The sequence below is a fragment of the Pseudomonas sp. IT-347P genome (genome assembly GCF_949768005.1).
Taxonomy (GTDB): Bacteria; Pseudomonadota; Gammaproteobacteria; order Pseudomonadales; family Pseudomonadaceae; genus Aquipseudomonas.
The window spans coordinates 72,585-86,731 of record NZ_CATKPQ010000058.1 but is presented as its reverse complement, the minus strand read 5'-3'; the positions used below and the strand labels follow the sequence as shown (position 1 = coordinate 86,731).

Annotated in this window: 13 protein-coding genes and 1 pseudogene; 12 read left to right on the top strand and 2 right to left on the bottom strand. The window is 58.6% G+C overall.

The window, feature by feature from the left end; translation table 11 throughout:
- Positions 1–100 precede the first annotated feature (100 nt).
- The 12 genes and pseudogenes from eat to ACM6IV_RS24585 all read left to right on the top strand — a co-directional run bounded on the left by eat (position 101) and on the right by ACM6IV_RS24585 (position 11,668).
- Complete coding sequence (eat, locus tag ACM6IV_RS24640; RefSeq protein ID WP_414872018.1) at positions 101–1,552, top strand: ethanolamine permease; 1,452 nt, start codon at positions 101–103, stop codon at positions 1,550–1,552.
- Between the two features lie 52 nt (positions 1,553–1,604).
- Positions 1,605–2,999 (top strand): ethanolamine ammonia-lyase subunit EutB, encoded by a 1,395-nt coding sequence (locus ACM6IV_RS24635; RefSeq protein WP_414872017.1) that lies wholly within the window; start codon positions 1,605–1,607, stop codon positions 2,997–2,999.
- Positions 2,996–3,829, top strand: a complete 834-nt coding sequence (gene eutC / locus ACM6IV_RS24630) for an ethanolamine ammonia-lyase subunit EutC (RefSeq protein ID WP_414872016.1) — start codon at positions 2,996–2,998, stop codon at positions 3,827–3,829. Before ACM6IV_RS24635 ends, eutC begins: the two co-directional genes overlap by 4 nt.
- 115 nt (positions 3,830–3,944) lie before the next feature.
- Complete coding sequence (locus ACM6IV_RS24625; RefSeq protein WP_007910890.1) at positions 3,945–4,406, top strand: GNAT family N-acetyltransferase; 462 nt, start codon at positions 3,945–3,947, stop codon at positions 4,404–4,406.
- Positions 4,407–4,676: 270 nt separating this feature from the next.
- Positions 4,677–5,327: a DedA family protein gene (locus ACM6IV_RS24620; RefSeq protein ID WP_414872015.1), complete on the top strand. Its 651-nt coding sequence runs from the start codon at positions 4,677–4,679 to the stop codon at positions 5,325–5,327.
- A 4-nt stretch (positions 5,328–5,331) separates the two neighbouring features.
- Positions 5,332–6,144, top strand: coding sequence for a zinc-dependent peptidase (locus ACM6IV_RS24615; RefSeq protein ID WP_414872014.1), 813 nt, complete (start codon positions 5,332–5,334; stop codon positions 6,142–6,144).
- A gap of 112 nt (positions 6,145–6,256) precedes the next feature.
- Positions 6,257–6,784 (top strand): inorganic diphosphatase, encoded by a 528-nt coding sequence (gene ppa / locus ACM6IV_RS24610; RefSeq protein WP_003205933.1) that lies wholly within the window; start codon positions 6,257–6,259, stop codon positions 6,782–6,784.
- 223 nt (positions 6,785–7,007) lie between these two features.
- Positions 7,008–7,754, top strand: coding sequence for a S24 family peptidase (locus tag ACM6IV_RS24605; RefSeq protein ID WP_414872013.1), 747 nt, complete (start codon positions 7,008–7,010; stop codon positions 7,752–7,754).
- 578 nt (positions 7,755–8,332) lie between these two features.
- Positions 8,333–9,180 (top strand): annotated as a pseudogene (locus ACM6IV_RS24600) (restriction endonuclease).
- A gap of 185 nt (positions 9,181–9,365) precedes the next feature.
- Positions 9,366–9,941, top strand: coding sequence for a DarT ssDNA thymidine ADP-ribosyltransferase family protein (locus tag ACM6IV_RS24595; RefSeq protein WP_414872012.1), 576 nt, complete (start codon positions 9,366–9,368; stop codon positions 9,939–9,941).
- On the top strand, positions 9,942–10,586 hold the full coding sequence (locus ACM6IV_RS24590) for a DUF4433 domain-containing protein (protein ID WP_414872011.1): 645 nt from the start codon (positions 9,942–9,944) through the stop codon (positions 10,584–10,586).
- Complete coding sequence (locus ACM6IV_RS24585; protein ID WP_414872010.1) at positions 10,583–11,668, top strand: macro domain-containing protein; 1,086 nt, start codon at positions 10,583–10,585, stop codon at positions 11,666–11,668. Before ACM6IV_RS24590 ends, ACM6IV_RS24585 begins: the two co-directional genes overlap by 4 nt.
- 43 nt (positions 11,669–11,711) lie before the next feature.
- On the opposite strand, the gene ACM6IV_RS24580 is transcribed toward ACM6IV_RS24585, so the two are convergent.
- Positions 11,712–12,524 (bottom strand): YfaP family protein, encoded by an 813-nt coding sequence (locus tag ACM6IV_RS24580; RefSeq protein ID WP_414872009.1) that lies wholly within the window; start codon positions 12,522–12,524, stop codon positions 11,712–11,714.
- A 3-nt stretch (positions 12,525–12,527) separates the two neighbouring features.
- The gene (locus tag ACM6IV_RS24575; protein WP_414872008.1) at positions 12,528–14,147 is read right to left on the bottom strand and encodes a DUF2300 domain-containing protein; all 1,620 of its coding nucleotides are present in this window, start codon (positions 14,145–14,147) and stop codon (positions 12,528–12,530) included.

The window sequence follows — 14,147 nt, the reverse complement described above, 5'->3', positions numbered from 1 at the left end:
CCTGTGGGAGCGAGCTTGCTCGCGAAAGCGGCGTGCCATTCAACCCGATGTTTCCTGACGGAACACCCGGGCCAATACAACAATAAAAATGGTGAACCCTATGCCTGGCGAATCCCCGGCTGGCGCTCCGGCGACCGGCGCCTCCGTCGACTTTGAAAAAGTCGGATCGGACTACTTTCAACAACGCGAACTGAAAAAAGGTGCCGCCGGCTGGGTACTGCTGGTGGGTCTGGGCGTTGCCTACGTGATTTCCGGTGACTATGCCGGCTGGAACTTCGGCCTCGCTCAGGGCGGTTGGGGCGGCATGTTCCTGGCGACACTGTTGATGGCCACCATGTACCTGTGCATGTGCTTTTCTCTGGCCGAGTTGTCTTCGATGATCCCCACCGCCGGCGGTGGCTACGGTTTCGCCCGCAGTGCATTCGGGCCGTGGGGCGGGTTTCTCACCGGCACCGCGATTCTCATTGAATACGCAATTGCCCCTGCGGCCATCGCGGTGTTCATCGGTGCCTACTGCGAATCGCTGTTCGGCATCGGCGGCTGGATGATCTATCTGGCCTTCTACATCATTTTCATTGCCATCCACATATTCGGGGTCGGCGAAGCGCTCAAGCTGATGTTTGTCATCACCGCCGTCGCCGCGCTGGCGCTGGGGGTATTTCTGGTGGCAATGGTGCCGCACTTCGACGTCGCCAACCTGCTCGACATTCCGGTGACTGTCGCGGCGGGCGCCAGCCCGTTTCTGCCATTCGGCTATGTCGGCGTCTGGGCGGCGATCCCCTATGCGATCTGGTTCTTCCTTGCCGTTGAAGGCGTGCCGCTAGCCGCCGAGGAAACCAAGAACCCCAAACGTGACCTGCCGCGCGGCTTGATCGGCGCCATGCTGGTGCTGCTCATGTTTGCCCTGCTGATTCTGATCGTCGGCCCCGGCGGTGCGGGCGCCAACTCGCTACTGACCTCCGGTAATCCGCTAGTCGAAGCGTTGAGCAAAGCCTATGGCGGCTCGACCTGGATGGGCGGTTTCGTCAACCTCGTAGGGCTCGCCGGACTGATCGCGAGTTTCTTCTCGATCATCTACGCGTACTCGCGGCAGATTTTTGCGCTGTCGCGGGCCGGCTATCTGCCACGCAAACTGTCCGAAACCAATAAAAGCAAAGCGCCGGTGCTGGCGCTGGTGATTCCCGGCATCATCGGTTTCGGCCTATCGCTGACCGGCCAGGGCGATCTGCTGATTCTGGTGGCGGTGTTCGGTGCAACCATTTCCTACGTGCTGATGATGGCCGCGCATATCACCTTGCGTATTCGCCGCCCCAAAATGGACCGGCCGTACCGCACACCGGGCGGCATCTTCACCTCCGGCGTGGCCTTGGTGCTGGCGTGCATCGCCGTGGTCGCAGGCTTCCTGGTCGATCCACGGGTGGTCATCGGTGCCGCCGTCATCTATGGAGTGTTAATTGCTTACTTTGCACTCTACAGTCGACATCACTTGGTAGCAGGCACGCCGGAAGAAGAATTCGCGGCGATCCAGAAGGCTGAGCAAGCCTTGCACTGAGTGTCGACAATCCCGGCGCAGGCTCGATCTGCGCCGTCACGGAGAATTGTGTATGGCCAGTTTCGCTCACACGGTCGGCGCCCAGACCTATCGTTTCGACAGCCTCAAGGACGTCATGGCCAAGGCCAGCCCGGCGCGCTCGGGGGACTTCCTCGCCGGCGTCGCCGCGCTCAACGACGGCGAGCGCGTGGCTGCGCAAATGGCGCTGGCCGACATCCCCCTCACGCATTTCCTGCAAGAAGCGCTGATTCCCTATGAGGACGATGAAGTCACCCGGCTGATCATCGACACTCACGACAAACAGGCCTTCGCCGTGGTCAGCCATCTCACCGTGGGCGGTTTTCGCGACTGGTTGCTCAGCGATGCCGCCGACGAAACCAGTCTGCGCGCCCTCGCCCCCGGCCTGACCCCGGAAATGGTCGCCGCCGTGTCGAAGATCATGCGCGTGCAGGATTTGGTCCTGGTGGCGCAAAAGATCCGCGTCGTGACGAAGTTTCGCGGCACTCTTGGCCTGCGCGGGCGCTTGTCGACGCGCCTGCAGCCGAATCACCCGACCGATGAACCCTCCGGCATCGCCGCGAGCATTCTCGACGGTCTGCTCTACGGCAATGGCGACGCGATGATCGGCATCAACCCGGCCACCGACAGCATCGCCTCGATCTGCGCGATGCTGGAAATGCTCGACGCGATCATCCAGCGCTACGACATCCCGACCCAGGCCTGTGTACTGACCCACGTCACCACCTCGATCGAGGCGATCAACCGTGGCGTACCGCTGGATCTGGTGTTCCAGTCGATCGCCGGCACCGAAGCGGCCAACGCCAGTTTCGGCATCAACCTGAACGTCTTGCAGGAAGGTTATGACGCGGGTCTGAGCCTGAATCGCGGCACGCTCGGGCAGAACCTGATGTATTTCGAAACCGGTCAGGGCAGTGCCTTGTCGGCCAACGCCCACCACGGCGTCGATCAACAGACGTGCGAGACACGGGCCTACGCCGTGGCGCGACATTTCAAGCCGTTCCTGGTGAACACCGTCGTAGGATTTATCGGCCCGGAGTACCTCTACAACGGCAAACAGATCATTCGCGCCGGCCTCGAAGATCACTTCTGCGGCAAGTTGCTCGGCGTGCCGATGGGCTGCGACATCTGTTACACCAACCACGCCGAAGCGGACCAGGACGACATGGACACCCTGCTGACCCTCTTGGGTGTGGCCGGAATCAATTTCATCATGGGCATCCCCGGCTCCGACGACATCATGCTCAACTACCAGACCACCTCGTTCCACGACGCGCTCTACGCCCGCCAGACCCTGGGCCTGAAACCGGCGCCTGAGTTCGAGCAGTGGCTGGCGAACATGGGTATCTTCACGCAAGCGGACGGCAAGGTTCGCTTCGGTAACAATTTGCCGCCGGCCTTTCGCCAGGCGTTGGCGCAACTGGGATGAGTCACATGGAAAAACCGCCCGTCGACCCGCAAAACCCATGGCTGGAACTGCGTCGCCTGACCCCGGCGCGGATCGCCCTCGGCCGCACCGGCACCAGTTTGCCGACCACTGCCCAACTGGATTTCCAGTTTGCCCATGCGCAGGCCCGCGATGCTGTGCACCTGCCGTTCGACCACGCCGCACTCAGCACGCAACTGACTGAGCGTGGTCGCGAAAGCCTGCTGCTGCACAGCGCGGCTGCGGATCGCAACAGTTATCTGCAACGCCCGGATCTGGGCCGCAAGCTCAGCGATGAATCAGCGCAGGCCTTGCGTGATTACGCTGCGGCGCATCCCGGCGGTGTCGATCTGGCGATTGTCGTGGCGGATGGCCTGTCGGCGTTGGCGGTGCATCGGCATACGCTGCCGTTTCTCAATCGACTGGAAGAGCAAATGAGCGCTGACGGCTGGTCAATGGCCCCCGTTGTCCTCGTGGAACAGGGTCGTGTCGCCATCGGTGATGAAATCGGCCAGCTACTCGGTGCAAAAATGCTGGTGATGCTGATCGGAGAGCGTCCGGGCCTCAGTTCACCCGACAGCCTCGGTTTATATTTCACTTACAAACCCAAGGTTGGATTGACCGACGCCTACCGCAACTGCATTTCCAACGTGCGGCTTGAAGGCTTGAGCTACGGCATGGCGGCGCATCGCTTGCTCTATCTGATGCGCGAGGCCTGTCGGCGGCAGTTGTCGGGGGTGAACCTGAAGGACGAAGCACAGGTTCAGACCCTGGAATCGGACGCAGGTGTCGACATGAAAGGCAATTTCCTACTGGATCCGCCCACAACCTGAACCGTTTCCGCATTGCGTTTCTGCGCTGCTTTCAGGCAGGATCGATGCACGGCCGCCCGGGTTTCCCATCGCCGTCAGAGCAGTTGAAGACAGCCACTTGAAGACGAGACCTATCATGCGGATTATTCAAGCGACCCTCGAACATCTGGATTTGTTGACCCCGTTGTTCGTCAAATATCGCGAGTTCTACGGTTCCCTGCCTTACCCGGATTCCTCCCGTGCCTTTCTTGAAAAGCGTCTGCGCCGCAAGGAATCGGTGATCTACCTTGCTCTGGCTGACGATGATGACAAAAAACTGATGGGTTTCTGTCAGCTCTATCCGAGCTTCTCTTCGCTGTCGCTCAAACGCGTGTGGATCCTCAACGACATTTATGTTGCCGAAGACGCCCGCCGCCAACTCGTCGCCGACAACCTGATCCGCACGGCGAAGAAAATGGCCAAGGAAACCCAGGCCGTGCGCATGCGCGTTTCCACCAGCAGCAACAACGAGGTCGCGCAGAAAACCTACGAATCCATCGGGTTCAAGGAAGACACCGAGTTCAAGAACTACGTATTGCCGATCAGCGAAGAGCTCTGAATTGAAAACAGCGCAGCCTTCGGCAGCACCTGCATTTGGAACGCGTTCCCTGTAGGCGCTGCCGAAGGCTGCGATCTTTAGAGGCCTCTTTAGTATTGCTGACAATTGTTCACAGCCCGACATCCCCCGCTACAAAACCAACGCGCTTTTCATCCTTCAGACCGTATAATTCCGATCTTTCCGGCTTGTAAGAAAAACTACACCTCGCTGTAGGCTTACACGAAGTCATCCGCACAGGCCTGCCGAGTCGGGCCGTCAAACAGGTGCCCCATGGATTTCAACCCGCTCGACCTTATCCTGCATCTCGACGTTTACCTCGATATGCTGGTGAACAACTACGGCCCATGGATCTACGCCATCCTGTTTCTGGTGATCTTCTGTGAAACCGGTCTGGTGGTGATGCCGTTCCTGCCGGGTGATTCGCTGTTGTTCATTGCCGGTGCCGTTGCCGCTGGCGGTGGCATGGATCCGGTCCTGTTGGGCGGTCTGCTGATGCTCGCGGCCATCCTCGGCGACAGCACCAACTACGTGATCGGACGAACGGCCGGCGAGAAGCTGTTCAGCAATCCGAATTCAAAAATCTTCCGCCGCGACTACCTGCAGAAAACCCACGATTTCTACGACAAGCATGGTGGCAAGACCGTAACGCTGGCGCGCTTCCTGCCGATCATCCGTACCTTCGCGCCGTTCGTCGCCGGTGTAGCGCGGATGCCGTACCCGCGTTTCTTCGCTTTCAGCGTGCTCGGCACCGTCCTCTGGGTCGGCGGTCTGGTGACGCTGGGTTACTTCTTCGGCAACGTACCGTTCATCAAGAAAAACCTGTCACTGCTGGTGGTGGCGATCATTCTGCTGTCGCTGGTGCCGATGATCCTCGGCGTGGTTCGCAGCCGTTTCGGCGGCACCAAAGCCCAATCGCACTAAGCCGATGTGGTCGCTGAGCGCCTGGCGTCGCCGGCGCATTCTGGCGAAGCACCCGATTGCCGACGAGATGTGGCAACGGGTGCGTCATCACCTGAGCTTCCTTGACGGCATCAGCGCGGCTGAAGACCAGTGGCTGCGCGAAGCCTGCGTGCTGTTCCTCGACGACAAACACCTGAGCGCCCTGCCCGGCGTCGAACTGCATCAGGAACAGCGCCTGCTGCTCGCCGCCCAGGCGCAGTTGCCACTGCTGCATCTCGGCGACTTGAACTGGTATCAGGGTTTCCACGAGATCGTGCTCTACCCCGACGACTTTCTCAGCCCGCAGCGTCATCGCGACGCCAGCGGTGTCGAGCATGAATGGGACGGTGAACACAGTGGTGAAGCCTGGCAGCAGGGGCCGATCATCCTCGCCTGGCCCGGCGTGATGGCCAGTGGCGGCTGGGAAGGTTACAACCTGGTGATCCACGAACTGGCGCACAAGCTCGACATGCTCAACGGCGACGCCAATGGTCTGCCGCCGCTGCATGCGGACATGCGGGTCAGCGACTGGGCGCAGGTGATGCAACACGCCTACGACGATCTCAACCGTCAGCTCGACCATGACCCGGACGCCGAAACCGCCATCGATCCCTATGCCGCCGAAAACCCGGCCGAGTTCTTTGCGGTCACCAGCGAATATTTTTTCAGCGCCCCGGATCTGCTCCACGAGGCTTATCCACAGGTGTATGCGCAGTTGCAGCTTTTCTATCGTCAGGACCCGTTGAGCCGGTTGCGGCAACTTCAGGCCACAGACCCGGTCTATCAGGCGCACGACTAAGGTCTGCACGACTTTCGGTACATGGCGCCGACGGCAGAATATGCCTATAATCGCCGCCACTTTTTGGTCAATCCGGCCAAGTGTTTTTGGTCAACTACGGGGGCACCGCCCAATGAGCTACAGCAAGATTCCGGCTGGCAAAGACCTGCCGAACGACATCTACGTCGCGATCGAGATCCCGGCCAACCACGCGCCGATCAAATACGAAATCGACAAAGACAGCGATTGCCTGTTCGTTGACCGTTTCATGGCCACCCCAATGTTCTACCCGGCCAACTACGGTTACATCCCGAACACCCTGGCTGACGACGGTGATCCCCTCGACGTGCTGGTTGTGACCCCTTACCCGGTTGCGCCAGGTTCGGTGATCCGCGCGCGTCCAGTCGGCATCCTGAACATGACCGACGACGGCGGCGGCGATGCCAAAGTCATCGCAGTGCCACACGACAAGCTGTCCCAGCTGTACGTCGACGTGAAGGAATACACCGACCTGCCGCCTCTGCTGATCCAGCAGATCGAGCACTTCTTCGCGAACTACAAAGATCTCGAAAAAGGCAAGTGGGTCAAGATCGAAGGCTGGGCTGGTGCAGACGCCGCCCGCGAAGCGATCACCAAGTCGGTTGCCGCCTACAAAGGCTAAGCACCTGCACCGCGCGTGAGACTTGAAGAAAACCCCGGTTGATCCGGGGTTTTTTGTGCTTGGCAAAAGCTGCCTTAAACAGCGTGTTTACGGCGGACTACAGAAAAGTTTTCAGCTGTGTAATTTCCCACAAGTACGTCTTACATCCGGTCGCAAAATTCAGCCCGTTTTTGAACGTCCGGTTTATTCAAACCGCTCTGGCACGGCCGTAGACTCCGTGTTTATGAGAAAGAACACTAGCGGTCCAAGATTCAAGGCACTCCTGGAAGCTGCGAACATCTCGACGACGGGTTTCGCAAAGTTCTGGGGCACGGAAGCCCAAAATGTCCACAACTGGTACACCCGGGGCGTCCCGGCGTATCGCATGGAAGAAGTCTCACGCCTGCTGTCCGTCAACAGTGAATGGCTGAAAACCGGCGAAGGCACGAAAGAGTTGCCGAGCCTGACTCCGCCTGCCAGTAACGGCGACAGCTTCGACGCCCAGGACCCTCAGGGCGCCTACCGATTCATCCATCCCAACGACATCGAACTGGCCTTCTTCAAAGAAACACCGTTGACCAACGGCTCCGACAAAACCCATGTCATCCAGGACCCGGACCTGTCCATCCGCCTGCTGCGCGCGCCACTGGATCAACTGGAAATCCGCCACGCCGACGCCATCTGCGCGCACATGATCGGCAACAGCATGGCCGAACGCATCGAAGACGGCTCCATCGTTGCCATCGACCGCAGCCTGACCCAAGTGGTCGACGGCGAGATCTACGCCATCGAACACGACGGCATGCTGCGTATCAAATACCTGCACCGCATGCCCGGCAACGGCTTGCGCCTGCGCAGCCACAACAACAGCGAATACCCGGACGAAGTCTTCCGCGCGGCACAGATCGAGGAGCAACGGATTCATATATTGGGCTGGGTGTTCTGGTGGTCGACGGTGAGCAAGCGGCGGCCGGTGGTGCCGTTTCTTTGACTCGACAAGGCTTTCGAACTTGCACATCCCCCTGTGGGAGCGGGCTTGCCCGCGAAGAGGCCCTGAAAAACAGTACAAATCCCGAATTTCTATTGCAGCCGTCGCTCTAAACCGCACTTCAGGCTGGGAATCCCAGGCAAAACTCAGTATCCTGCGCCCCACATTTGCGCATCGACCCGCCACGCGGCTCAGACAGCGCCCGACGCGGCAGACCAACGTCTGACCAAGTCCCACAGCCGGACGCAGATCCGGATGTACGTTTTGAAGGCTGGCAAGGCTTACCAAAAATAGGCCAAGCCAGTCCCCGAGAAGCCGGCCACAAGCCGGCTTTTTAATGCCTGCTGGAAAGTGCTCAGGTCAGCCGCTCGACACATGATAGAGCCATGAAACAGCAGCTTACGCTTTCACGGCACCAGCGCTTACTCTCGAAGGCATCCTCAGCGAGCGTTAACTTATACTCGCCCGCCGGTTAGTTCAAAAACACCCATCAGCACAGGGATGCGCCCATGTCTGTTCCAACCTACGATCAGTTCATCGAACCGATTCTGCGTTTCCTCGCCACAAAACCCGACGGTGCAATTGCTCGGGACGCCCACGAAGCGGCAGCCAAAATGCTGCAATTAACAGAAGCGCAGCGTGAGGATCTGATCGCGAGTGGTCAGGCCACCTACAAGAACCGATCAGGCTGGGCGCACGACCGTCTCAAGCGTGCCGGTCTTTCCAGCAGTGCCAAACGCGGTTATTGGAAGTTGACTGACGCAGGTGTGCAATACGCCAAGGAGCATGCATTTCCACTGTCGGCCAAGGATGTGGAGCATTTAGCAATCGGCTACATGAATGTGAAGCTGAAAGTCGCGCCTGATGCCGAGCCACTGGATGACCAACCAAATGTGGAGCCTGATCTGGCCTCTGCCACCGAAAGCCCCGACGACCGACTGGAGCGAGCGCTAAAGGAATTGCGCGATGCCACGGCGGCAGACCTTTTGGACAACTTGCTGCAAGTCAGCCCCAACCGTTTCGAAGTGATCGTGCTGGATGTGCTTCATCGCCTAGGTTACGGAGCGAGTCGTAATGATCTGCAACGTGTTGGCGGTTCCGGTGATGCTGGCATCGACGGCATTATCTCGCTCGATAAATTGGGGCTGGAGAAGGTTTACGTTCAGGCCAAGCGCTGGCAGAACACGGTTGGCCGGCCTGACTGCAGGCGTTCTACGGAGCGCTCGCTGGGCAAAAAGCCAAGCGAGGCGTTTTCATCACTACGTCCGGCTTCACAGCGCACGCTGTCGACTTTGCCAAATCGGTGGACGGAATTGTGTTGGTGGATGGCACGCGGTTGGTGCATCTGATGATTGATCATGAGGTTGGAGTGACATCGCGTTTGTTGAGGTTGCCGACGCTGGATCGCGATTACTTTGATGAGGAATGAGTTCAGGAGTTTTGCTGCTTGACTCTGCCAACCAATTTCCATATTGGGCTTGTGGTCAAAATTGATGGCACACTAGAATCACGATGACGGTTCTACCAACCCCCACGGATCGAGGGTTACATCAGCGCGGGGCAAGGCCGGGACTGAATTCAGTTTAGGTTGATGTGCAGGTCAAGGAGACCACAATGTCGGACGCAAACATCAGGGAAAAATACTTCGTTTACCACCTCACCTCCGTTGAAAATCTGGATGGGATCTTTAAGGAAGGCCTAAAGCCTCGCGCCAGTCTGGAAAATTTCACAGACGTCGCAGACAGCGAAATCCTCAGGAAGCGCAAAGCGCTCAATCTTGATCGCTATGTTCCGTTCCACTGGTTTGCTGCGAATCCGTTTGATGGACGGGTACAGCTAAGCCGGCCCAAAGAGAAGTTCGTCCTCATCTCCGTGTTTAGATCATTTGCCAAACAAAGCGGTTGGAAAATTATTCCCCGGCACCCACTCGCTGATGATGCGATTCAACTGCTCGATTACAACGCAGGTTTTGAAGCAATTAATTGGGAGCTGATGAGTACTCGGGACTATCAGAACCCCGAATGCAAAAGCGTTTGCATGGCCGAATGCCTATCTCCGGAAGTGGTAAACCCCAAAAACTTTTCCAGAATTTATGCACCAACCGATGAAGTCAGCTCGCTTTGTGAGGCTAAAATGCGCGAGGCAAAGCTTGCGACTCCTATCAGCGTGAATCCCGGAATGTTCTTATAAATGAACTACACCAGCCTGAATCCAGAGAAAGCTCTGATTTGGCGTATCGTCCATCGCGATAACCTGCCCTGGATTCTGGACAACGGTCTGCATTGCGCAAACTCGGAAGCACAGGCACCTCAGTACGTGAACATCGGTAACGTCGATTTGATCGACAAGCGCCGTTCCCGTCAGGTGCCTATCGCACCCGAAGGCGTTCTGGCCGACTACGTGCCCTTCTATTTCACGCCCTTCTCGGTGATGATGCAGAACATTCACTCTGGCTGGAGTGTCCAGCAGCGCAGCAACGACGAGATCGTAATTCTGGTCTCAAGCCTGTATCGCGTTAAAGAGCTCGGCCTACCGTTTATCTTCACAAATGCGCACGCCTATCCGAGTTGGACAAACTATTACAGCGATCTGGCGAATCTCGACCAGATTGATTGGTCTATCCTTCAACGGCGCGACTTCAAGCGCGATCCTGATGATCCTCGCAAAATGGAGCGTTATCAGGCTGAGGCGCTGATCCACCATCACTTACCGATTACGGGACTACTGGGCATCATGTGCCACACCGATGCAATGAAAGTACGCATAGAAGCAGACGTTGCTGCTAGAGGCCTGACGTTGCCAGTCCATGCGCGCCCCAAATGGTATTTCCAATGATCAGATTCACCCAAGGCAATTTGCTGGAAGCCAAAACCGAAGCCCTCGTCAACACGGTGAATACCGTGGGTGTAATGGGTAAAGGCATCGCGCTGATGTTCAAAGAGCGCTTTGCGCAGAATTACCGCATGTATGCAGCGGCATGTAAGGCCGGGGAAGTAGAAACCGGCAAAATGCACGTGACTGCCACCAACGAACTCGATGGCCCTCGTTGGATCGTGAACTTCCCAACCAAACGCCATTGGCGCTCTCCGTCGCAAATGGTGTGGATAACGGAAGGCTTGCATGATTTGCGTCGGTTTCTGCTTGAGAACGACGTGAAATCTGTCGCCGTCCCGCCTCTGGGTGCTGGTAACGGCGGTTTGAAGTGGCCTGAAGTCCGTGAACAGATTGTCGAAGTGTTGGGGGATCTCGATGCTGATGTCTTGGTGTTCGAGCCGTCCAACCAGTATTTGAATGTCGCCAAACGTACTGGCGTTGAAAAACTCACGCCAGCCCGCGCTCTTATCGCCGAACTGGTTCGTCGCTACTGGGTTTTAGGCATGGAGTGCAGTCTGCTGGAGATCCAGAAGCTGGCCTGGTTTCTTGAGCGCGCAATCGAGCAGTTGCCGGATACCGAAAACCCTCTGAGTCTGAAATTTGTCGCGCACAAATATGGGCCGTACGCCAACCGACTGGAACACCTGCTCGATAACCTTGATGGCAGCTATCTGCATTGTGACAAGCGCATCAGTGACGCGGGCATTAGTGATGTGATCTGGTTTGATCAAGAGCGCAAAGTTTTTTTACAGACGTATCTCAAGACTGAGGCCAAGGAATACTCTCAAGCGTTGGAACGTACGGCTCAACTGATTGACGGTTTTGAATCGCCATTCGGTATGGAGTTATTGGCCACGGTTGATTGGCTGTTGAGCCAGGAAGGGGTATCTGCGAATGTTCCAGCGGTGCGCGAAGCATTGAAGCAGTGGGACGGTGGCGCCGGCGCTGCGGCTCGCAAGAGCAAACTGTTCGATGATCAGGCAATTGATATTGCACTCAAGCGCCTGACTTCGAGCAGTTTTCGGCCTGAATTAGCGGCCTGAGCAAATGAAAGGAATTGGGCAGCAACTTGCTGCCCAATCTCCCTCACGGATAACTAAACGCCTTCACCAACGTCAGCTCACCCACCGCCCGCATCGGGATCAGAAACGTCTCCATCTTCTCGTTCGGTGTGCCTTCTTCGGTAATCACCGTCACCTGCGCCGTGGTCAGCGGCTGCACCGCTTCATCTCCACCCTCGTCATCCCCGCGATAGCCACCGCCGTAGTAATTCACATACACCAGATACTGGCCCTTGATCGGCGCCGGCATGGCGAAGATTTCCGGGCCGTAACCGGTGGTGACGTCGACGTCGAGGGCGGCGCCGTTGGCGGCGCTGCGGTTGCCGTACCAGATGTGCGCGCCGTCGGGGGTGACGAGGTGCAGGTCAAGGTCGGTGCCGTCACTGTCCCACGCTAGCAACACGCGCAGTTTCGCCGGGGTGGCGCCGCCGCTGGTGTTGAGGAACTGCGCGCGATGGCGTTGTTGACCGTCGGGGCTGCGCACTTCGACGCTGTTGCTGCCGTTGGGGAAGGAGAACGGGCGGTCGAAGCGGCCGCTGTCGTCGATTTTCAGCGGCATGCTCACGCCGTTGACGATCAAACGACCGGGTTCGCTGCCCTTCCGCGTAGCGTTGATCTCGCCGCTGATGCGGGCGGTATTGGCCTGGCCGACCGGGGTATTGACCGACGAGGCAGGGTAATTGACGGTCTGGCGGAAGCTTTCGCCCTCGCCTTGCGGCGCGCCGCTGCGCCAACCGCCGACCGGAGTGTCGAGTTTGACGCTGTCGGCAGCAATAACCGGCGAGAGCGCAGTCAAGGTGCAAAGCAGCAGCAAGACCTGTGGATAACGGAGTGTCATGGTCTATTCCAGCAAAAGATGACGGGCGAGCCCTTCGATGTAGGTTTCATCCTGGCCGTTCGGGTGTGCTTCAAAGGCCAGGTGCAGATATTCGTGGGTCAGGTCGAGACGGTCCTGCAAGGTGAGTACGCCGCGAACGTAGATGCGTTGACGTTCGCGGTCGACGAAAGGCCGACCGAAAGCCAATTTGCACACGGCGAAGGTGCTGACTTCGTTGTAGCCGGTTTCGCTCTCCAGCGTCGGACGCCAGCCGCGTCGCTGTTTCTGTAGCCAGTCTTGCGCAGCGGGCAGCGCTTCGCAGGAGGCGACGGGGTTGTCCCAGCGGCTGAGGCTGGCGCGCGGATAGGCGTGCAGCAGAATCGCGTCGTAGCGCTGACCGGCGTTGGCCTGCTCGACGGCTTGTTGCCAGGCGAGTTTGTCCGGGCCGGGTTGATCGGAGTGATAGGTGACAGTGCTGCCGGCCAGAACCAGGTCTGCCGTCCACGCAGCAATGTTGCGCGACCCGGCCGAAGCCGGGCGCGGTGCGACGCGTTGGCGGTTGCTGCTGTCATCAATGGTCAGGCAGTCGCCATTGCGCGTGGCGTTTTGCAGCAGATAAGTGCGAATCGCTACGGCGAGTGCCTTGGCCGCTTCGGCGGGTTCGGGTTTGGCTTCGCGCTCAAGTACGCGGGCGACATACTCTTCGCGATCAAGTCTTGCGACGAGTTTGTCGTTGAGCAGAAACAGCTCGCCATCGCTATGGATATCCAGCGCGTTGCCATTGGCAAACTCGACGCGGTAGTCGCCCTGCAACGGGCCGGAGGTCACCTCCCGCCCGCCAGCCAAAACTCGCGTAACCGGATAGCGCGAAAACAGCCCGACTTCAACACAACGCCCCGCCTCGGCCGGCCATGTCGCTGGCAACACCGTCGCCAATGCCTGCCCGTAATGGCGCAAGACCATCTGACTGGTGCCACGCCCGCCCGCCCAGACCGGCGAGCCGTCCGCCGTCCAACCGGCGAAACCACCCTGACGCGACTGCGGATCTTGATCACCGAGCCAGCTCCAGGTTTTCACCCGCAGGCGCCCGCCCAGTTCGCCAACGACGTTGCCGTCAGCAGCATTCAGCACCACATCGAGCAGCACGCGGCGCATTTGAGCCTGCGCCGGCAGCACAGATAAAACGCTCAATAACTCAGCCACCGGAACCCTTGTTGCTGGCTGCACGGTTGGCAAATCCAGCAACCACGAAGGTGCCTGTCGCGCCTGCCAATACGTGCGCCAATCGGCAGAAGAAATGCCCAACCGCGCAGGTTCGAAATACAACCCGCAGGATTTCACCAGCGCCTGATCACGCTCGATCTTGCCACCCGCCGAGCAGCAATAAACTTCTTCCTTCGACTGCCCGCGACACTCATACGCCGGTTCCCGCGCGCCGGTATCCACCAGCCACGCGTAGACAAACAACTTCCACAGACTGCCCAGCGGCGCATCCAGCGATGACGGCAGCGGTTCACGGGCGATCAGTTGTGTCTGACTCAAGGACAACAATTCGCCCTTGTAGGCCACGCGCAACGGCTCATCCTGCGCCGTCGCCAGCGCAGGCATCACACACATCAGCAGCCACAGCAGCGGCCGGCTCAT